This window comes from Nocardiopsis sp. NPDC057823 (genome assembly GCF_042797335.1).
Lineage (GTDB): Bacteria > Actinomycetota > Actinomycetes > Streptosporangiales > Streptosporangiaceae > Nocardiopsis > Nocardiopsis changdeensis.
The window spans coordinates 105,413-122,907 of record NZ_JBHVLR010000012.1; the positions used below are offsets into that span (position 1 = coordinate 105,413).

At 74.0% G+C, this 17,495-nt stretch carries 19 protein-coding genes; 12 read left to right on the forward strand and 7 right to left on the reverse strand.

Features of this window, described 5'->3' with window-relative positions:
* Positions 1–245: 245 nt before the first annotated feature.
* From ACFVNO_RS19845 to ACFVNO_RS19875, 7 genes are all read left to right on the forward strand, one after another.
* On the forward strand, positions 246–1,763 hold the full coding sequence (locus ACFVNO_RS19845) for a sugar ABC transporter ATP-binding protein (RefSeq protein ID WP_378894480.1): 1,518 nt from the start codon (positions 246–248) through the stop codon (positions 1,761–1,763).
* Positions 1,760–2,809: an ABC transporter permease gene (locus tag ACFVNO_RS19850; RefSeq protein WP_378894483.1), complete on the forward strand. Its 1,050-nt coding sequence runs from the start codon at positions 1,760–1,762 to the stop codon at positions 2,807–2,809. The genes ACFVNO_RS19845 and ACFVNO_RS19850 overlap by 4 nt, the downstream gene beginning before the upstream one ends.
* Positions 2,793–3,878 (forward strand): ABC transporter permease, encoded by a 1,086-nt coding sequence (locus tag ACFVNO_RS19855; protein WP_378894486.1) that lies wholly within the window; start codon positions 2,793–2,795, stop codon positions 3,876–3,878. Before ACFVNO_RS19850 ends, ACFVNO_RS19855 begins: the two co-directional genes overlap by 17 nt.
* Positions 3,875–4,939 carry a rhamnose ABC transporter substrate-binding protein gene (rhaS, locus tag ACFVNO_RS19860; protein ID WP_220561606.1) on the forward strand — a complete coding sequence of 355 codons (1,065 nt, stop codon included), beginning with the start codon at positions 3,875–3,877 and terminating at the stop codon, positions 4,937–4,939. Before ACFVNO_RS19855 ends, rhaS begins: the two co-directional genes overlap by 4 nt.
* A gap of 15 nt (positions 4,940–4,954) precedes the next feature.
* Positions 4,955–5,272, forward strand: a complete 318-nt coding sequence (locus ACFVNO_RS19865) for an L-rhamnose mutarotase (RefSeq protein ID WP_220561605.1) — start codon at positions 4,955–4,957, stop codon at positions 5,270–5,272.
* Between the two features lie 182 nt (positions 5,273–5,454).
* The gene (locus tag ACFVNO_RS19870) at positions 5,455–5,832 is read left to right on the forward strand and encodes a DUF1304 domain-containing protein (protein WP_220561604.1); all 378 of its coding nucleotides are present in this window, start codon (positions 5,455–5,457) and stop codon (positions 5,830–5,832) included.
* Between the two features lie 214 nt (positions 5,833–6,046).
* Positions 6,047–6,367, forward strand: coding sequence for a putative quinol monooxygenase (locus ACFVNO_RS19875; RefSeq protein WP_378894491.1), 321 nt, complete (start codon positions 6,047–6,049; stop codon positions 6,365–6,367).
* A gap of 101 nt (positions 6,368–6,468) precedes the next feature.
* Here the strand turns inward: ACFVNO_RS19875 and ACFVNO_RS19880 are convergent, their stop codons facing one another.
* The 5 genes from ACFVNO_RS19880 to ACFVNO_RS19900 all read right to left on the reverse strand — a co-directional run bounded on the left by ACFVNO_RS19880 (position 6,469) and on the right by ACFVNO_RS19900 (position 10,630).
* Positions 6,469–6,864: a GNAT family N-acetyltransferase gene (locus ACFVNO_RS19880; RefSeq protein ID WP_355259352.1), complete on the reverse strand. Its 396-nt coding sequence runs from the start codon at positions 6,862–6,864 to the stop codon at positions 6,469–6,471.
* Entirely contained in the window at positions 6,864–8,294 is a 1,431-nt protein-coding gene (locus ACFVNO_RS19885) for an acyl-CoA synthetase (RefSeq protein ID WP_355259355.1), read from the reverse strand. The genes ACFVNO_RS19880 and ACFVNO_RS19885 overlap by 1 nt, the downstream gene beginning before the upstream one ends.
* 343 nt (positions 8,295–8,637) lie before the next feature.
* Positions 8,638–9,105, reverse strand: coding sequence for a hypothetical protein (locus ACFVNO_RS19890; RefSeq protein ID WP_378894496.1), 468 nt, complete (start codon positions 9,103–9,105; stop codon positions 8,638–8,640).
* Positions 9,106–9,296: 191 nt separating this feature from the next.
* On the reverse strand, positions 9,297–9,569 hold the full coding sequence (locus ACFVNO_RS19895; protein ID WP_355259361.1) for a helix-turn-helix domain-containing protein: 273 nt from the start codon (positions 9,567–9,569) through the stop codon (positions 9,297–9,299).
* A 299-nt stretch (positions 9,570–9,868) separates the two neighbouring features.
* A complete protein-coding gene (locus ACFVNO_RS19900; RefSeq protein WP_378894499.1) occupies positions 9,869–10,630 on the reverse strand; it encodes an SDR family NAD(P)-dependent oxidoreductase in 762 nt (253 codons plus the stop codon).
* A 114-nt stretch (positions 10,631–10,744) separates the two neighbouring features.
* Between ACFVNO_RS19900 and ACFVNO_RS19905 the strand changes: the two genes are divergently transcribed.
* Entirely contained in the window at positions 10,745–11,401 is a 657-nt protein-coding gene (locus ACFVNO_RS19905) for a TetR/AcrR family transcriptional regulator (protein WP_378894501.1), read from the forward strand.
* 74 nt (positions 11,402–11,475) lie between these two features.
* Positions 11,476–12,033 (forward strand): hypothetical protein, encoded by a 558-nt coding sequence (locus ACFVNO_RS19910; RefSeq protein WP_355259367.1) that lies wholly within the window; start codon positions 11,476–11,478, stop codon positions 12,031–12,033.
* Between the two features lie 729 nt (positions 12,034–12,762).
* On the opposite strand, the gene ACFVNO_RS19915 is transcribed toward ACFVNO_RS19910, so the two are convergent.
* Positions 12,763–13,332, reverse strand: a complete 570-nt coding sequence (locus ACFVNO_RS19915) for a TetR/AcrR family transcriptional regulator (RefSeq protein WP_355259370.1) — start codon at positions 13,330–13,332, stop codon at positions 12,763–12,765.
* A 142-nt stretch (positions 13,333–13,474) separates the two neighbouring features.
* On the opposite strand from ACFVNO_RS19915, the gene ACFVNO_RS19920 reads away from it, so the two are divergent.
* The gene (locus tag ACFVNO_RS19920; protein ID WP_378894503.1) at positions 13,475–14,500 is read left to right on the forward strand and encodes an SDR family NAD(P)-dependent oxidoreductase; all 1,026 of its coding nucleotides are present in this window, start codon (positions 13,475–13,477) and stop codon (positions 14,498–14,500) included.
* A 160-nt stretch (positions 14,501–14,660) separates the two neighbouring features.
* The gene (locus ACFVNO_RS19925; protein WP_378894506.1) at positions 14,661–15,467 is read left to right on the forward strand and encodes an NmrA family NAD(P)-binding protein; all 807 of its coding nucleotides are present in this window, start codon (positions 14,661–14,663) and stop codon (positions 15,465–15,467) included.
* 50 nt (positions 15,468–15,517) lie between these two features.
* Here the strand turns inward: ACFVNO_RS19925 and ACFVNO_RS19930 are convergent, their stop codons facing one another.
* Positions 15,518–16,672: an erythromycin esterase family protein gene (locus tag ACFVNO_RS19930; RefSeq protein ID WP_378894509.1), complete on the reverse strand. Its 1,155-nt coding sequence runs from the start codon at positions 16,670–16,672 to the stop codon at positions 15,518–15,520.
* 92 nt (positions 16,673–16,764) lie between these two features.
* On the opposite strand from ACFVNO_RS19930, the gene ACFVNO_RS19935 reads away from it, so the two are divergent.
* Positions 16,765–17,475 (forward strand): MerR family transcriptional regulator, encoded by a 711-nt coding sequence (locus ACFVNO_RS19935; protein ID WP_378894512.1) that lies wholly within the window; start codon positions 16,765–16,767, stop codon positions 17,473–17,475.
* Positions 17,476–17,495: the final 20 nt, after the last annotated feature.

A 17,495-nucleotide genomic window follows, 5' to 3' on the forward strand; every position in this document is an offset into this window, starting at 1 on the left:
ACCCATGGTCACACCGCGATTGAAACGTGTCAATGAAAGTGCTCCGGAGGGGCGCCGGGGTGTCGGGCGCCGAGGACGGCGCCTTGTCCGGTCCGGTTCCGTTATGCGGTTGACACCTGGGGTTTTCTTGGTGATCCCCTTGACTGGCCGGTGTGTGCCACTTAACATCCACTTCATATTAAAACGTTTTTGAGGGGTGCTTCGGGAAACTCCCGACGGACCCCGCACCGGAGAAGGAGGGCCACGTGGACCCATCGGAGGTCCCCCCGCCCCTCGCGCTGGTCGACGTCACCAAGTCCTTCGGCAGCGTCCGCGCCCTGCGCGGCCTGTCCCTGGAACTGCGCGCGGGAGAGATCCACGCCCTCGTCGGGGAGAACGGGGCGGGCAAGTCCACCCTGGTCAAGACCATCGCGGGCGTGCACCGCCCGGACACCGGGCAGATCCTGTCAGACGGGGAGCCCACGGTCTTCACCGCCCCCGCCGACGCCCAGCGCGCCGGGGTCGCGGTCATCTACCAGGAGCCCACGCTCTTCCCCGACCTCAGCGTCGCCGAGAACATCTTCATCGGCCGCCAGCCCCGCACCCGCCTGGGCACCATCGACAGGGCGCGCGTGCGCGCCGAGACAGCCGAGGCCTTCGCGCGCCTGGGCGTCGACATCGACCCCGACCGGCCCGCCAACGGCCTGTCCATCGCCGACCAGCAGCTGGTCGAGATCGCCAAGGCCCTCACCCGGCGGGCGCGCGTGCTCATCATGGACGAGCCCACCGCGGCCCTGTCCGGGGTCGAGGCCGAGCGGCTGTTCACCGTCGCCCGCACCCTGCGCGACGCCGGGTCGGCGCTGCTGTTCATCTCGCACCGCTTCGACGAGGTGTTCTCGCTGTGCGACCGCATCACCGTCGTCCGCGACGGCGCGTTCGTCTCCTGCGACCCCACCTCCGACCTGGACGTCGACACCGTCGTGCGCCGCATGGTCGGCCGCGAGGTCACCAGCCTCTACCCCAAGGAGGAGGCCGAGCACGGCGACGTCGTCCTGGAGGTCGAGGGACTGACCCGCGCCGGGGTCTTCGCCGACGTGTCCTTCTCCGTCCGGGCCGGTGAGATCGTCGCCCTGGCCGGGCTCGTCGGAGCCGGGCGCAGCGAGGTCGTCCGCGCCGTCTTCGGCGTCGACCGCTACGACGCCGGGAGCGTCCGCGTCGCCGGGAGCCCCCTGCCCGCCGGACGGCCCAAGGCGTCCATCGGCGCGGGCATGGCCCTGGTCCCGGAGGACCGGCGCCACCAGGGCCTGGTCATGGAGGAGTCCATCGGCCGCAACGCCACCTCCACCCGCCGCCGCGTGCTCAGCCGCTTCGGCCTGCTCGGCGCCCGCGCCGAACACGCCGCGGCCCGCGAGTGGGGCGAGCGCCTCAGCCTCAAGTACGGCTCCCTCGACGACGCCGTCTCCACCCTCTCCGGTGGCAACCAGCAGAAGGTCGTGCTGGCCAAGTGGCTGTCCACCGGGCCCCGGGTGCTGTTCATCGACGAGCCCACCCGCGGCATCGACGTCGGCACCAAGGCCGAGGTCCACCGCCTGCTGTCGACCCTGGCCGGGCAGGGCCTGGCCATCGTCATGGTCTCCAGTGAGCTCCCCGAGGTGCTGGGCATGGCCGACCGGGTCCTGGTCATGCACGAGGGCCGCATCACCGCCGAACTCGACCGCGCCCGGGCCGACGAGGAGTCGGTCATGTACGCGGCCACCGGACAGCGACCGAGCGAGGCCGCATGACACACGCACCCGCCACCGCCCCAGCGTCCGCGGCCGGGGCCCCGCCCGGCAAGGGCGGCCGCACGGCCCGGCCCCGGCGCCAGTTCCGCGAGATCGGCGTGCTCCTGGCCGTCGTCCTGCTCATCGCGGCGACCTGGGCGCACAACCCCGGTTTCCTGTCCAGCCAGGGCGTGCGCGACCTCTTCCTGGGCGCCACCGTCCTGGTCATCCTCGCCGTCGGTCAGTCCCTGGTGCTCATCACCCGCAACGTCGACCTGTCGGTCGGGTCGGTCCTGGGCCTGTCGGCCTTCGGGACCGCCGCGCTGTTCGCGGCCTTCCCCGGCCTGCCCGTCCCCGTCGGCATGCTCGCCGGGACCGCCATCGGCCTGCTGTGCGGCCTGTTCAACGGCCTGCTGGTGACCACCGTCAAGGTGCCCGCCCTGGTCGTCACTCTGGGCACCCTGTACATCTACCGGGGCCTGGACCACTGGTGGGCGGGCGGCCGCCAGATCAACGCCGCCGACCTGCCCGCCGGGTTCCTCCAGCTGGGCCGGGCCGGCCTGCTGGGGATCCCGCTCCCGGCCCTGGCCGCCATCGTCGTCGCGATCGTCATCGGCGTGTACCTGTCCCGGTACAGCAGCGGCCGCGAGCTCTACGCCATCGGCTCCAACGCCGAGGCCGCCCGCCTGTCGGGCATCCCCGCCGGGCGCCGCGTCGTGCTGGCCTTCGCCCTCAACGGCGCCCTGGCCGGCCTGGCCGGGGTCCTGTTCACCGCCCGCTACGGCACCGTCGACTCCACCGTCGGCACCGGCATGGAACTCCAGGTCGTGGCCGCGGCCGTGGTCGGCGGCGTCGCCCTCACCGGCGGCGTGGGCACCGTCTTCGGCGCCGTGCTGGGCGGGATCCTGATGACCACCATCACCGCCGCCCTGCCGATCTGGCAGATCAACCCGTTCTGGCAGCAGGCCGTCGTGGGCGTGCTCATCCTCGCCGCCATCGGCCTGGACCGGCTGCTCGCGCTCCGGACGGCGCGCAGGCTTCGAGGAGGAGGTGCCCGTGGCGCCTGACAACACCGTCACCGCCCCCGACCGGGAACGGCTGCGGACCACCGCGCCGCGCTCCCCGCTCCGGTCGGCGCTGTCCACGCAGGGGCTCCCCGTCCTGGGCGCGCTCATCGTCGTCGCGGCGATCGCGGTCATGTTCGTGGACATGTTCGGCACCGCCCGCAACATCAACTTCCTGGTGCTGAGCATCGCCGCGATCGCCATGATCGCGCTGCCGATGACGCTCATCGTCATCACCGGCGAGATCGACCTGTCGGTGGCCAGCACCCTGGCCCTGACCAGCGCCACCCTGGGCATCCTGTGGGAGGCCGGGACGCCGCTGGAGACGGCGATCCTCGCCGCCCTGCTGCTGGGCCTGGCGCTGGGCGCCCTCAACGGGTTCCTCATCACCGTCTGCGGGCTGCCGTCCCTGGCCGTCACCATCGGCACCATGGCCCTGTACCGGGGCCTGGCCTACGTCCTCCTGGGCGACCGGGCCGTGGCCAGCTACCCGCAGGACTGGGTGAGCGGGGTGCGCCAGCCTTTCCTCGGCATCCCGGGGCTGCCCTGGATCGCCGTCGCGATCCTGGTCATGGCGCTGGTGTTCGCGGTCGCGCTGCACGCCACCGCGTTCGGCCGGTCCCTGTACGACATCGGCAACAACGACGAGGCAGCCCGGTTCACCGGGGTCCCGGTGAAGTGGACCAAGTTCTGGCTCTTCACCCTCAGCGGGGCCGTCGCCTCCGGCGCGGGCGTCCTGTGGACCCTCCAGTACGGCACCTCCCGGGCCGACACCGCCATGGGCCTGGAACTCCAGGTCGTCGCCGCGGTCCTGCTCGGCGGCGTGTCCATCTTCGGCGGCGTGGGGTCGATCCTCGGTGTGATGTCGGGCGTGCTGATGCTCGGCGTCATCCGCAACGCCCTCCAGCTGTTCGGCATCGGCAGCGACGTGCTCCAGGTCGTCACCGGCGCGATCCTCATCGCCTCCGTCGTCACCCCCAACATCGTGGCCCGGGTACGCTCCCGCCGCTCGCCCGCGCCCCCCACCGGAGCCGTGTCCGGTGACCGTCCACTCAACGGAGAAAAGTCATGACACACCGTCCCCGCCACCTCCTCATGGGAGCCTGCGCGTTCGCCGCCGTCCTGATGACGGCCGCCTGCGGCGGGACCACCATCGACGACGCCCAGGACTCGGGCGGCAGCGGCCCCACCGGCACCGCGGACCCCAACGCGGAGATCCCCGAGGGCCTCAAGATCGACTTCCTGCCCAAGCAGCTGAACAACCCGTTCTTCGACATCGTCAACACGGGCGGCACCGAGGCCGTCGAGGAGCTCGGCGGCACCGCCACCGAGCGCGGCGGCACCGAGGCCACCGCCGACTCCCAGGTGGAGTACATCAACGCGGCCAGCCAGGCGGGCAGCGACGTCATCGTCATCGCCGCCAACGACCCCGACGCGGTCTGCCCGGCCCTCAACGAGGCCCGCGACAACGGCGCCGCCATCGTCGGCTACGACTCCAACGCCAACTGCACCGACGTGTTCGTCAACCAGTCCTCCACCGAACTGGTCGGCCGCACCCTGGTCGAGATGATCGCCGAGGACCTGGGCGGGGAGGGCACCTTCGCGGTCCTGTCCGCCACCCCCAACGCCACCAACCAGAACGCCTGGATCGAGGCGATGGAGGAGGTCCTGGCCGAGGACGAGTACGCCGACCTGGAGATGGTCGACGTGGTCTACGGCAACGACGACGACCTCCAGTCCTTCCAGGAGATGCAGGGCCTCATCCAGGCCCACCCCGACCTGGACGGCGTGGTGTCCCCGACCACCGTCGGCCTGGCCGCGGCCGCCCGCTACATCAGCGACTCCGAGTACAAGGGCGACTTCGCCGTCACCGGCCTGGGCACGCCCAACCAGATGAGCGAGTTCGTCCACGACGGCACGGTCGACCAGTTCGCGCTGTGGAACCCGCTCGACCTGGGCTACCTGGCCGGGTACACCGGGGCGGCGCTCAAGGCCGGGCAGATCACCGGCGCGGCGGGGGAGACCTTCACCGCCGGGCGGCTGGGCGAGTTCACGTTCGAGACCGACGGCGAGATCGTCCTGGGCCCGCCGCAGGTCTTCAACGCCGACAACGTCGACGACTTCGACTTCTAGCGGGGAGGACCGACCGTGCAACGGATCTGCTTCGTGCTGAAGGTCCGCCCGGACCGGCTGGAGGAGTACGAGGAGCGGCACGCCGACGTCTGGCCGCAGATGCGCGAGGCGTTGACCGAGGCCGGGTGGGGGAACTACTCCCTGTTCTCCGCCGGGGACGGCACCATCATCGGCTACCTGGAGACGGAGGACTTCGACCGGGCCCGTGAGCTGATGGCCCGCACCGAGGTCAACGCCCGCTGGCAGGCCGAGATGGCGCCGTTCTTCGAGGGGCTCCAGGCGGCCCCGGACGCGAGCATGGTGCCGTTGCGGGAGGTCTTCCACCTGCCCTGACCCCGCGGGAGCGAACGGCGCGGCGGCCACCGTCCAGGGCCGCCGCGCCGCCGCGTGTCATGGGGCGGGGTGGCGTGGGGACGGCGTGAGCGCGGTCCGGGGTGCCGGAGTGTCGCACGCCGACGGCGGGCCGTCCGGGCCAGGCTGGGGGTGACCGTCCCCGTCCCACACCCGAGGTGCCCGTGCAGACCGTCACCGTGATCCTGGCCGCCGTCGCGGCGCTGGTCCACGTCTACATCTTCGTCCTGGAATCGTTCCGGTGGACCGCGCCGTCCACCCGCAGAACGTTCGGGATCTCCGCCGAGGACGCCGAGACCACCCGCGAACTCGCCTACAACCAGGGCTTCTACAACCTCTTCCTGGCCGTGGTCACGGTCGCCGGGCTGGTGCTGTGGGGGCCGGTGCCGGCCGCCGGGACCGCGCTGATCCTGGCCGGGACCGGGTCCATGGCCGCCGCCGCGCTGGTCCTGGTCACCCGCGACCCCGCCAAGACGCGCGCCGCCATGGTCCAGGGGACCGCTCCCGCCCTGGCGGTGGTCTCCACCCTGCTCACCCTCTGAGGGGCGCGGGCCGGGGCGCGGCCTCCGGCCGCGGCGCCGCCGGTGCCCTGAGGGGGCGGTGGCAGGGATGCGGGCCGGTCCGGGGCGAGTGATGATCACGACCCCCGCGCGGGCCCCGTGCGGGCCTCGGCGGGGTCCCGTTTCTGCCAGAGTGAGGCCCGGGGGCACGGCCGCACCGCGTGCCCCGAGACACCCACCTGCAAGGAGGCACGCCATGATCCTCATCGTCGTCAAGTTCCGGGTCCGCCCCGAGGACGGGGACTCCTTCCTCGACGCGGTCGCCGACTTCACCGCCGCGACCCGGGCCGAGCCCGGCAACCTGTGGTTCGAGTGGTCCCGCAGCGTCGAGCGCGAGAACGAGTTCGTGCTCGTCGAGGCGTTCAAGGACGGCGCCGCCGAGGCCCACGTGAACAGCGACCACTTCCGGGAGGGCCTGGCGGCCATGAAGCCGCTGCTCACCGAGACCCCGCTGATCGTCAGCCGGGTCGTGGAGGGCGAGGGCTGGGACCGGATGGGCGAGCTCACCATCGACTGAGGCGCGCCGGCGCCGCCCCGGCCGGCCGCCCGGGGAGGGGCCTGCGCCCCGCCCCGGGCCGGGGGCGCTCCGGCCCCCGGCGGCCGGAGCCCGGGACCGGGTCAGCGCAGGCGGAGCAGGCCCGCCGCGGTGCCCCCGAACCCCGCCCGCCGGTAGAACCCCTCCAGGTGCGGCTCGAAGTCCACGTGCACCCACTCCACGCCCAGGTCCCGCAGGTCCGCCACCAGGGCCGCGACCACCCGGCCGCCCACGCCCCGCCGCTGTGCGGCCGGGGCGACGGCGGTGTCCAGCAGGAACGCGTGTCCGCCCCCGTCCCAGACCGCGTGCACGAACCCGGCCAGGCGCCCGTCGTGGAACTCCCCGGCCCAGGACCGGCTGTGCCGCCGCAGCCGCTCGCCCCAGGGCACGAGCGCGTACGGGTGCCCGAACGCGGCGGCGTGCAGCCGCGACACCTCGGCGTCGTCGACGGGGAAGCGCGTGCGCAGGTGGCGCTCCATCAGCCGCCCAGGGAGCGCTTGAGGATCTTGCCCATGTCGTTGCGGGGCAGCGCCGCCACCACGCGCAGGGCGCGCGGCCGTTTGTGCGGGGCCAGCTGGGCGGCCACCAGGTCGGCCAGCTCCTCCAGCGTGGGGGCCTCGCCCCGGGGCACCACCCAGGCCACCACCCGCTCGCCCAGGTCCGGGTCGGGCTCCCCGGTCACCGCCGCCTCCGCCACCGCCGGGTGCGCCAGCAGGACGTTCTCGATCTCCCCGGCGCCGATCTTGTACCCGCCGCTCTTGATCAGGTCGGTGCTCTTGCGCCCCACCAGCCGCACCGATCCGTCCGCCGCGCGCACCGCCATGTCACCGGTGCGGAACCAGCCGTCGGCGGTCATCGCCTCGGCCGTCGCCTCCGGGCGGTTCAGGTAGCCGGTGAACAGGTTCGGCCCGCGCACCTGCACCTCGCCCACCGCCTCCGGGTCGCCCGGCGGCAGCGGCGTCCCGTCCTCCTCGACCAGCCGCAGGTCCACCCCCGCCAGCGGGGTGCCCACCCCGCCCGGCGCGGAGCCGTCCCCGGGGCGGACCGAGGTGTTCATCAGGGTCTCCGACATCCCGTACCGCTCGACGACCCGGTGCCCGGTGGCCGCCGCCAGCCGCTCGTGGTCGGGCAGCGGCAGCGCCGCCGACCCCGACACCAGCAGGCGCGCCCCCGCCAGGGCTCCGGCCAGCTCCGGGTCCTCCTCCACGGCCAGCGCCAGGCGGTGGTACATCGTCGGCACCCCGAACAGCAGGGTCCCGCCGCCGCGCAGGGCCGCCGCCACCGCCGAGGGCTCGAACCGCCCCGTGTGGTGCAGCGTCCCGCCCCGGCGCAGCGGGCCGAGCACCCCCAGCACCAGGCCGTGCACGTGGAACAGCGGCAGGGCGTGGACCAGCACGTCCTCGTCCGTCCACGACCACGCCAGGGCCAGCGCGTCCAGGGTCGAGGTCACCGCCCGGCGCGGCAGCAGCACGCCCTTGGGCGCCCCGGTGGTCCCGGAGGTGTAGACGATCAGCGCCGTCGACTCCTCGTCGAACTCCCGGTGCGGTGGTGCGGCGTCCGGGGCGGGGGAGGCGTCCACGTCGACCCGGCGCAGCCCGTGCAGCGCCTCGGGCAGCTCGGCGCCGGGCGGGGCCAGCAGCAGGTCCGGGGTGCTGTCGTCGACGATGTGCGCCAGTTCCCGGGCCCCCGACCTGGGGTTCAGCGGCACCGCCGCCGCCCCGGCCAGGACCGCGGCCACCACGGCCACGCACGTCTCCAGGGCCGGTACCGCCCACACGGCGACCCGCCCGCCCTCGGGCAGTCCGGCGGCCAGCCGGGAGGCGGCCGACGCCAGTCCGCGGTAGGTGAGGGAGCGGTCGCCGAAGACCAGGGCGGTCCGGTCGACGGGATCGACGACGAGCGGGAGCACGGCGGGTTCCTTCCCGGGGGCGACAAGGGATCGTCCCATCTCTATCGCACCCGGAGGGCACCGGTCGCCCGCGCCCCGGCTCCACGGCGTGTGGAACCGGACCGGGGAGCGCCCGTGCGGCCGTGGGCGGGGTGGGCCCGTGCGGCCGTGGGCGGGGTGGGCCCGACCCACCGCCGCCCACGGCCGCGGACCGGTCGGCGCCCCCGCGATCGACCGGTCCGGCGGTGTCCGCCCCGTGCCCGGGCGCCGTCTCCCGCCCGGGGCGGGCGGGTGGTGCGGGCCGGGGCCGGCGGGCGGGCTCAGAGGCCGCGGCGGTGGTGCCCGCAGCGCGGCCCGCTCCGGTTCACGCGCAGGCCAGGACCGTGAACAGCACGGTGACCGGCAGGCCCGCGTAGATGCCGCGCAGCACGGTGACGTGCTCGCGCCCCTGGACCCGGTGCGACTCGCGCACCCCGGCCAGCAGTATCCGCCAACGGGCGGGCACTGCGCCGGTGGCGGGGCCGGGGGAGGGGACGCGCACGGGCCGGTCTCCGCCGCCGTCCCCCTCGCGGTCGGCGGTGTCGTCGGCGGGGCCCGCCGGGGCGGAGGGCGCCGAGGAGCGCGCGGAATTCGCGGAGCGCGCGGCGGGTTCGGGGTCCGTGGCCGGGGCGGGGACCTCGGTGCCGCCGGGGGCCAGGACCGCGTAGTGCACGATCATCCGGCCGTCGGTGTCGGTGACGCACGCGGTCAGTCCGGGCCACAGCGACGGCTCGCGCTCCAGCAGGGCGGCGATGTGCCGCGCGGTGACGATGACCTTGCGGGGCCCGCTCACCGACAGGGGTTCGGCGGGCGGCCGGGGCGGGGCCGGGGGCGCCGGCGGGGCCGGCTGCGGTGCGGGCACCCGCGGCCGGGCGGGCGCGGCGGTGCGCGCGGGCGCGGCGAGCGGATCGGAGGACGGTTCCCGCGGGGGCGGAGCCGCGGGGAGGGGTTCGGAAGAACGATCGGAACTGATTCGGAGGGTGTTCATTCGAATCCTCTTTTCGGGGGTCCGTGTCGATCCGGCGGCGGTTCCGGTATTCCTGATTCTCTTCGTGCTTTCTCCACGTACCGATTGAGTGATTCGCAGGTGATCCGACGTATCCACTTCTTCGGGCCGACCTTCACCGATTCCAGCTCCCGTGCGTAGCAGAGTTCGTAGACGACCCTTTCCGAAAGGTCCAGGATTTCCGCTGCTTTGCGTACGCTGACCAGGAGTTTGGGAATCTCGACCACGTGGGTTTCCCGGTGCTCGATCATGGGGGTGAATGTAGCAATGCGGGAGAGCGGCGGACAAGGCCGGGGCCTGGGGTTTTTGTTCCCTATGTTCTTTTTCGGGACCCTGTCGGGGGTCAGTGAAAAAGAATGCGGCAGTGCAGGGGCCTGCGAGCCCCTGTCGGTCTCGCCGGGTAAAGTTCGGGGAAAGGGGGCTTTGTTCGCGCTTTACCGTGCGCTTTTCGCCGGCGGAGGCGGGGCGCCGTTCCGGGGCGGGGGAGCGGTGGCGGAGGGCGCGCCGGAGCCCCGGCCGGGATTCCGGCCGGGGTTCGGGAGGGCGCGGGTCAGACGGCGGACCAGCCGTTGTCGACCGGCAGGATCGCCCCGTTGACGTTGCTCGCGGCGTCCGAGGCCAGGAACACGATCGCGGCGGCCAGCTCCTCGGCGGCGGCGATCCGGCCGATGCCGTTCGCGTACCGGCCCAGGGCGGTCGGCCCGTCCACGCTGGTCGGAGTGCCGACGGCGATGTTGGTGGCGGTGCCGCCCGGGGCGACCGCGTTCACCCGGATGCCGTGGTCGCGGTACATGACGGCGGTCGACTTCACCAGCCCCATCACCCCGTGCTTGGAGACGGTGTACGCGGTCCCCGACGCGCCGCCGCGCAGGGACGCCTCCGAGGCGGTGAACACGACCGACCCCGAGCCCTGCTCCTTCATGATCGGCAGGACCGCGCGGGTGAGCAGGAACGGGGCGGTGAGGTTGACCCGGATCAGCCGCTCCCACATCTCGTCCCCGACGTCGGCGGTCGCGGACATGTCGTCCATGATCCCCGCGTTGTTGACCAGCACGTCGACGCCGCCCAGCTCCTCCACGGCGGTGCGGACCACCTCGGCGACGACCTCCGGCGCGCTCAGGTCGCCCACGACGGCCTGCGCCGCGACGCCCGCGGCCCGCGCCTCCTCGGCAGCGGAACGGGCGCCGTCCCCGTTGATGTCGGCCACCAGGACCGACGCGCCCTCGGTGGCGAAGGCCAGGACCGCGGCGCGGCCGATGCCCGAGCCGCCCCCGGTGACGATGACCTTTCTGCCCTTGAGACCCGTCTCCATCGCTGCCCCCTCGTTCTGTACGGCGGCCCCTCCGGCCGCGCACGCCATCCTACGTCTTTTTTGTCGCTGAGTGACATTTTGTCCGGCAGTGACATAGAGGATAGGCTGATCCGGGTGACGGCGGCGAAGGGGAGGGCGGGGACGATGGAGGCGGTGGCGAAGGGCAGGCCGCCCATGACCGAGCGGCGCAAGCGGATCATCCGGCTCCAGATCGCCCGTGCGGCCATGGAGCTGTTCGCGGACAGGGGCGTGGCCGGGACCACCGGCGACGACATCGCCCGCGCCATCGGTATCTCCACGCGCACGCTGTGGCGCTACTTCCCCAACAAGGAGGGCTGCGTCCGGCCGCTGCTCACCAGCGGACTGGAGGTCATGGCCGACCACCTGCGCGGCTGGCCCGCCGACCTGTCGCTGGTGGACCACCTCGACCGGGTCGGCGCGTTCGCAGGGGGCGGGGAGGCGGTGGAGGAGCCGGTGGCCGCCCTGATCCGCATGACCCCGCACGAGCCCGGGCTGATGGCCGTCTGGCTGGACGTGCACCGGGCCGCCGAGGACGTGTTCGCGCAGATCCTCGCCGAACGCGTGGGCGTCGGCCCCGGCGACTTCCCCGTGCGGGTCCGGTCCGCCGCGCTGAACGCGGCCCTGCGCGCGGCGGCCGAGCGGCAGGCCCTGCACGGCGGCGAGCCCGCCGGGACGGGCGCCCTGCTGCGGGTCGCGCTGACCGCCCTGGCGGACGGGTTCGGCCCGGTCCCGCCCGGCGGAAGGTCATGAACGGCTCCGGAACAGTGTGTTGAACAGGCGTTTCCCGGGTCTTACCGATACCGTGCCGCGGGTACCGTGACCGGATGAGCACCACACCGGAAGACAACACGGGACGCGAGGACACCGGCCGGGCGCCGGAGGGGGCCGGACAGCCGACCTTCGAGCCCGCGACCGCCGTGGCCGAGGCGCCCGAGGCCGAGTACGGCGCATCGGAGCAGTACGAGGGGGAGGTCTCCGACGAGGAGGGCACCGGGGCGGCCGCCGCTGAGCCCGCGGTCGGGGGCGCCTTCTCCGCCGAGACCTTCGCGCTCGTCGGCGTCGCCCTGCTCGCCGTGACCATCCTGTCCGGGCAGCTGGTGCAGATCCTCACCAGCATGATCCTGGTCGGCGGCGAGCCGATCGCCGCAGAGCAGATCGCCCAGATCCGGATCCAGATCGCCGCGGGCGGCACGCTGGCCCTGCTCACCGTGGTGACGTCGCTGCTGTCGCTGCTCCTGGGGACCGCGACCACGCGGCCCTGGGCCAAGTGGGCCGCCATGGTCGGGATCATCGTCGGCGTGCTGTTCGTGCTCGCCGGGGCGGCCGCCTTCCTGCTGATCCCGGAGGCGGCCCCGCCGCAGCCGATGATGCCGCCCTTCTAGGGGCGCCCGCGCAGCCACTCCCCGGCCCCGGGCGGCTTCGGCCCTCCGGGGCCCTTTCCGTCGGCGGGGGCCTTTCCGTTGGCGGGGCCCTTCTGTTCTCGGAGCCCTTTCGTTCCCGGGGGCGGCCGTCCGGCCGGACGGCCGCCGGGCGGGGCGCCCTCCCGCGCCGCCCCCACCCTCCGCCCGGCCCGTTCGCTCCTGTCGGCCGTTCGCGCTGGCCGAGCCGTCCCCTTGGTCGGGGTCGTCCGCCTGCACCGACCCGGCGCCCGCGCCCCCAGTACCGTCCAGGGCGTTCGCCCGCGTGCCGACCCGGAGCCCGCACCGCCCACCTAGGCCATACATGTCACCCGCGCTGACCAGGCAGACCTGGGCGCCCGGGTCGGCTGGGGCGGACGGTGCGCTCGGGGCGGCCGAGATGGGCAGGGTGCCTCGGGACAGTCGGGGTGCCCGGGTTGCCAGGGCGCGGCAGCCGAGCTGACCGGGGTGCTCAGGACGGCAGGAGCAGCCGGGTTGGCTGAGGTGGTTGGGATGGCTGGGGCAGGCAGGGCAGCCGGGGTTCTTGGGACGACTGGCGTGGGCGGAGCAGCAGGGCGCGGGCGATCGGAGCGGGCAAGGTGGCCGTGGGTGAGTGAGTCGGCCGGGGCTATCGAGATTACCGGGGTGTCTGCGGCAGTTGGGGTGACGGGTGCTCGGGGTGGCTGAAGCGGCCGGGGCGGGTCGGGGCGGTGGCTAGGGGCGGAGGCCGGCGAGGAGGACGTCGACGAACAGGGCCCGGTCGTCAGGGTCCGGTTCGTCGGCGTCCGCGTCCGGGGCCGAGAGACGGATGGCGTACTCGATCCCGCAGATGAGCCGCTCGATCCGGTCGCCCGACAGGTCGGTGCGCACCACCCCGGCGCGCTGCGCGCGTTCGAGTACGTCGCTCAGCCCGTCGAAGGTGGCGGCCTTGAGCTCGGTGATCTCGGGGCTCATGTCCTGCTCGGCGAGCAGGACCGCCTGGAGGCCGCCCGACTCCAGGTGCAGGTCCACCACGGCGCGCAGCGCGCTCTCGAAGGCGCGCGCCGGGTCGGGGTCGACGGCGGCCTCGACGGCGATCGCGTTCAGCCGGTGCAGGGCGTCCCGGGTGAGTTCCTCCACGAGCGCGTGCGCCGTGGCGAAGTGCCGGTAGACGGTGCCCACGCCCACCCCCGCCTCGCGGGCCACCTCGTTGAGGCGCAGATCCCTGGGGTCGGCGCGGCGGGCCGCCGCCAGGATGCGGTCGCGGCTGCGAGCGGCGTCGGCGCGGAGCGGGGTCGAGGTCATGTCCGGGATCCTATCCGGCCGCCCGGGAAACGGATGAGGGATCCGGATCACGTTCCCTTCTGCGGAGGAAGCGGATAGCTCATCCGTTTTGGGTGCTAGGGTCAGCGGATAAGTTATCCGTTTTGGGTGCGAGGAGTAGGCCATGGCGCGCAGGTCACAGGACACACAGAAGACACGGGGGACACAGGAGGCACAGGAGGTCTGGGATCCGGCGCGGATCCCCGACCAGCGCGGTCGTACCGTGGTGGTGACCGGCGCGACCGCGGGCGTCGGGTACTTCGCCGCCGAGCAGCTCGCCGGCGCGGGCGCCCGCGTGGTGCTCGCCGGACGCTCGCCCGAACGCCTGCGGACGGCCGAGGCCGCCATCCGCTCCCAGGTACCCGATGCCGCCCTGGACCGGGTGGTCGTCGACCTCGCCTCGAAGGCCTCGGTGGCGGAGGCCGCCGCCGCACTGATGGAGCTCGACCGCATCGACGGCCTGCTCCTCAACGGCGGCTCGATGGCCATGAAGGCGTCAGAGGTCACCGTCGACGGCCTCCCGATGCAGCTCGGCACGCACGTCGTCGCCAACGTGGCCCTGACGGCCGGGGTGCTGCCCGCCCTGGTCCGCAGCGGCGAACGCGGCGGCGCCCCCGCCCGGATCGTCCACACCTCGACGGGGTTCGTCGACCTGCTCCGCCGGCCCGTCACCGACGTGCACGGCACCTCCCGGATCGGCGTGGTCGCCTACAGCCGGGCCAAGGCGCTCACGGAGGTGTTCGGGTTCGAGCTCGACCGGCGGCTGCGCGCCGCGGACGCGCCCGTGCGGTCCCTGGTGGTGCGACCGGGCATCGGCGTGGACGCCAGGACCCCGCACCGCCCGGGCATCCGCGACCACACGGTCCCGGTGCGGCGCAACCCCTACACGCCGTGGGCGCAGGGCAAGGACGCCGCCGCCTGGCCCGCGGTCCGGGCCCTCACCGATCTGGGCGTCCGGGGCGGCGAACTCTACGCGCCCGCGAACGGCAGGCGCGGCGTGCCGGTGCGGATCGAACCGCGGGAGGCGGCCCCGCCGGAGCTGGTCGGAGACCTGTGGCTCCGACTCGAAGAGCTGGCCGGGATCACGGTGCCCGTTCCGGACCCGGCACGCTCGGGCCCGGCACACCCGGACCCGGTGCACCGGGACTGAGCCGCGCGGCGGTCGCCCTCGGGGGCGGAGCGCCGGCGGGCGGATTATTCCCCGCTCCCCGGAGGCCGACGCCGTTCCTTGACCTCAAGTCGGGTTGAGTTCTTAACGTCATCCCCAGCCGCCCGGGAGGGACCGGGCCGGGAAGTGAAGGGGATCCACGATGACGACGCTCGTGACGGGGGCGACCGGGAACACCGGACGGCACGTCGTGGCGGAGCTGCTGCGCCGCGGCGAGCGGGTGCGGGCGCTGACCCGCGACCCGGCCGCCGCCCGCGACAGACTCCCCGCCGGGGTCGAGATCGCCGCCGGAACGCACACCGCTCCCGCCGAACTGGGGGCCGCGCTGGCCGGTGTCGACCGCCTGCACATCACGGTGACCGCCGGGCTCGCCGAGGTCGGCCCCGAACTCGTGCGGCGGGCCGTCGACGCCGGGGTGCACCGCATCACCGTGGTGTGGGGCGGCGGCATGGGACCGGTGGAGCAGGCCGTGGCGGACTCGGGGGTGGACTGGACCCGCCTGGAACCCCAGGAGTTCATGTCCAACACGCTGACCTGGGCCGACGCGATCCGCAAGGAAGGGGTCGTGCGCGAGCCCTACGACTTCCCCAGCGCCCTGGTCCACGAGGGCGACATCGGGGAGGTGGCCGCGATCGCGCTGCTGGAGGACGGCCACGCGGGCAGGGCCTACAACCTCACCGGGCCCGAGGCGCTCACCCCGAGCGAGCGCGTCGCGGCCCTGTCCCGGGCGACCGGCCGCGACATCGCGTTCGACCGCATCACCCACGAGCAGGCCGTCGAACGGCTGACCGCCACCGGGGTGCCACGGGAGGACGCCGAGTACGTGATCGGCTGGTACGCCGCCTCCGACCCCGCCTCCAGGACCGTCGACGGCACGGTGGAACGGGTGACGGGGCGCCCCGCCCGCACGTTCGCGCAGTGGGTGCGGGAGAACCTCGACCGGTTCTGAGGGACGGCCCGTCGTCGGGGCCGGGCCGCGGCCCGGCCCCGACGGGCGGCTCAGAGGGAGGCGGCCGCGGCGGCCCCGTCGCGGATGTGCAGCACGGCGTCGGCCGTGGCGAGCGTCTCCGCGTCGAGCGGGAAGTACCCCTGCTCCGGGGTCGGGTCGCGGCGGAACCGGGCCGCGGGGTCCGTGGTCGCCTCCGTCAGCCCCCAGGCGTCGACCCGTTCGTCCAGCAGGCTTTCGTGGGTGCCCGGTTCGGGGGCGGCGAGCCTCAGGGCGTCGCTGCGGCCCAGGCTTCCGGCGACGAAGGAGTACCGCTCACCCACCACCGCCCTGACGATGGAGCTCGCCCCCGACCAGACCAGGTCCATGCCCGCCAGCGTCCAGTGGCTCGGGTTCCCCTGGAGGTGGCGGTTGTGCGCGTACACGAGCGTCGGCCCGCGGTGGCGTTCGGCCTCCCGGATGTCGAGGAGGTTGCGCGCCATGACCGCGTCCCGCACACCCAGCATGCGGGAGGTCCGCACGGCCGGGTCCAGGGGCTCGGCCGCCGCCCGGTGGTAGCGCAGCAGGTCCAGGGCGGTGGTGAGGTGGGTGCGGGCCGCCGACCACGCGGTGCGCGAGGTGGCCGCGACCAGCTCCGGCGCACGGGCGTAGAGCTCGGTCAGCAGGTCGTCCGCGAGCGCCCGCAGCCGCAGCGCCGCGTCGGTGGCGCCCACCGACGCGGCCGGGTCCATGATCGCCTCGGTGCGGCTCCAGAGGTCGTCGTCGCCGGCGAGCGCCGCGACGTCGAGGTCCAGGCCCAGGAAGTCGCGGGCGTGCTCCAGGTGGCGGCGCGGGCTCGGGGCGGAGACCATCTCCGTCGGGGCGTCGAAACCGTGCAGGGACAGCCGCTCCCGGGGCGGGCGGTCGCGGTTGTACTCCCGCATCCAGACCACCAGCTGCCGGGTGGCGGCCTGCTCGCCGAAGCCGTGGGAGAAGCCCTCCCGCATCACGGCGTCCAGGCTCGGGGAGGTCCGGCCGTGGACGAAGTCGTCGACGGCGAGGGCGGCGGCGCGGTCGGTCTCCAGGGCGATCGAGCGGAAACCGTGTTCGGCCAGCCGGGCGAACAGCTCGTTGCGGACCAGCGGGAAGGCGGGCTCGGAGTGCGTGGGCTCGCCCAGGGCGAGAAGCTCACAGGACGGGGCGGCGAGGTCGTGGATGTCCAGGTTCATGTGTCTCAAGCGTATCTCTGAAAGAGCTGTTGAGACTTTCTCCGTCGATCTTCCGAAGCGGTGCTGTAAAGTCTCAAAGCGGTGATCGAATCTTGAGACCGACGGACCTCGCGCGCGAGCACGGCATCTCGACCCAGGCGGTGCGCAACTACGAACGGGACGGGTGCCTGCCCGCGGCGGAGCGCACGCCCAGCGGATACCGGGTGTACACCGAGGTGCACGCGGCGGCCCTGCGCGCCTACATGTCCCTCATCGCCGCCCACGGGCACGCCGCCGCCGGGCGGATCATGCGCGCGGTGAACACCGGGCGGCTCGACGAGGCCCTGACGGCCATCGACGAGGGGCACCGGCAGTCGCTGCGCGACCGCGCCACCCTCGACGCCGTGCGCGCGGCGGTCGACCACCTCGTGGCGCAGGGCGACGCCGTTCCGGCGCGGACCGGCGACCGTGCTCCCCGCACCATCGGCGGGCTCGCCCGGCGGCTGGAGGTGACCCCGGCGACCCTGCGCAACTGGGAGGCGGCGGGGATCCTGGCGCCCGCCCGGGAACCGGTCACCGGGTACCGGGTGTTCCGCGCGGACGACATCCGCGACGCCGAACTCGCCCACCTGCTCCGCCGCGGCGGGTACCCGCTGGAGCACATCGCCGCGGTGGTGCGCCGCGTCCGCGCGGCGGGCGACACCGAGGCGCTGGCGGCCGCCCTGGAGGACTGGCAGCGCAAGCTGACGGCGCGCGGGGTCGCGATGCTCACCGCCGCGGCGGACCTCGACCGCTACCTGCGCCTGCACGCCCCCGCCGGGTAGTGCCCCGTCGCGCGGGAACG

Excerpts from the sequence above, each read along its gene's own strand:
- ACFVNO_RS19850 (WP_378894483.1), top strand. The coding sequence starts at position 1,760 with ATGACACACGCACCCGCCACCGCCCCAGCGTCCGCGGCCGGGGCCCCG.
- rhaS (WP_220561606.1), top strand. The coding sequence starts at position 3,875 with ATGACACACCGTCCCCGCCACCTCCTCATGGGAGCCTGCGCGTTCGCC.
- ACFVNO_RS19875 (WP_378894491.1), top strand. The coding sequence starts at position 6,047 with ATGATCCTCATCGTCGTCAAGTTCCGGGTCCGCCCCGAGGACGGGGAC.
- ACFVNO_RS19880 (WP_355259352.1), bottom strand. The coding sequence starts at position 6,864 with ATGGAGCGCCACCTGCGCACGCGCTTCCCCGTCGACGACGCCGAGGTG.
- ACFVNO_RS19895 (WP_355259361.1), bottom strand. The coding sequence starts at position 9,569 with ATGATCGAGCACCGGGAAACCCACGTGGTCGAGATTCCCAAACTCCTG.
- ACFVNO_RS19900 (WP_378894499.1), bottom strand. The coding sequence starts at position 10,630 with ATGGAGACGGGTCTCAAGGGCAGAAAGGTCATCGTCACCGGGGGCGGC.
- ACFVNO_RS19910 (WP_355259367.1), top strand. The coding sequence starts at position 11,476 with ATGAGCACCACACCGGAAGACAACACGGGACGCGAGGACACCGGCCGG.
- ACFVNO_RS19915 (WP_355259370.1), bottom strand. The coding sequence starts at position 13,332 with ATGACCTCGACCCCGCTCCGCGCCGACGCCGCTCGCAGCCGCGACCGC.
- ACFVNO_RS19920 (WP_378894503.1), top strand. The coding sequence starts at position 13,475 with ATGGCGCGCAGGTCACAGGACACACAGAAGACACGGGGGACACAGGAG.
- ACFVNO_RS19925 (WP_378894506.1), top strand. The coding sequence starts at position 14,661 with ATGACGACGCTCGTGACGGGGGCGACCGGGAACACCGGACGGCACGTC.
- ACFVNO_RS19930 (WP_378894509.1), bottom strand. The coding sequence starts at position 16,672 with ATGAACCTGGACATCCACGACCTCGCCGCCCCGTCCTGTGAGCTTCTC.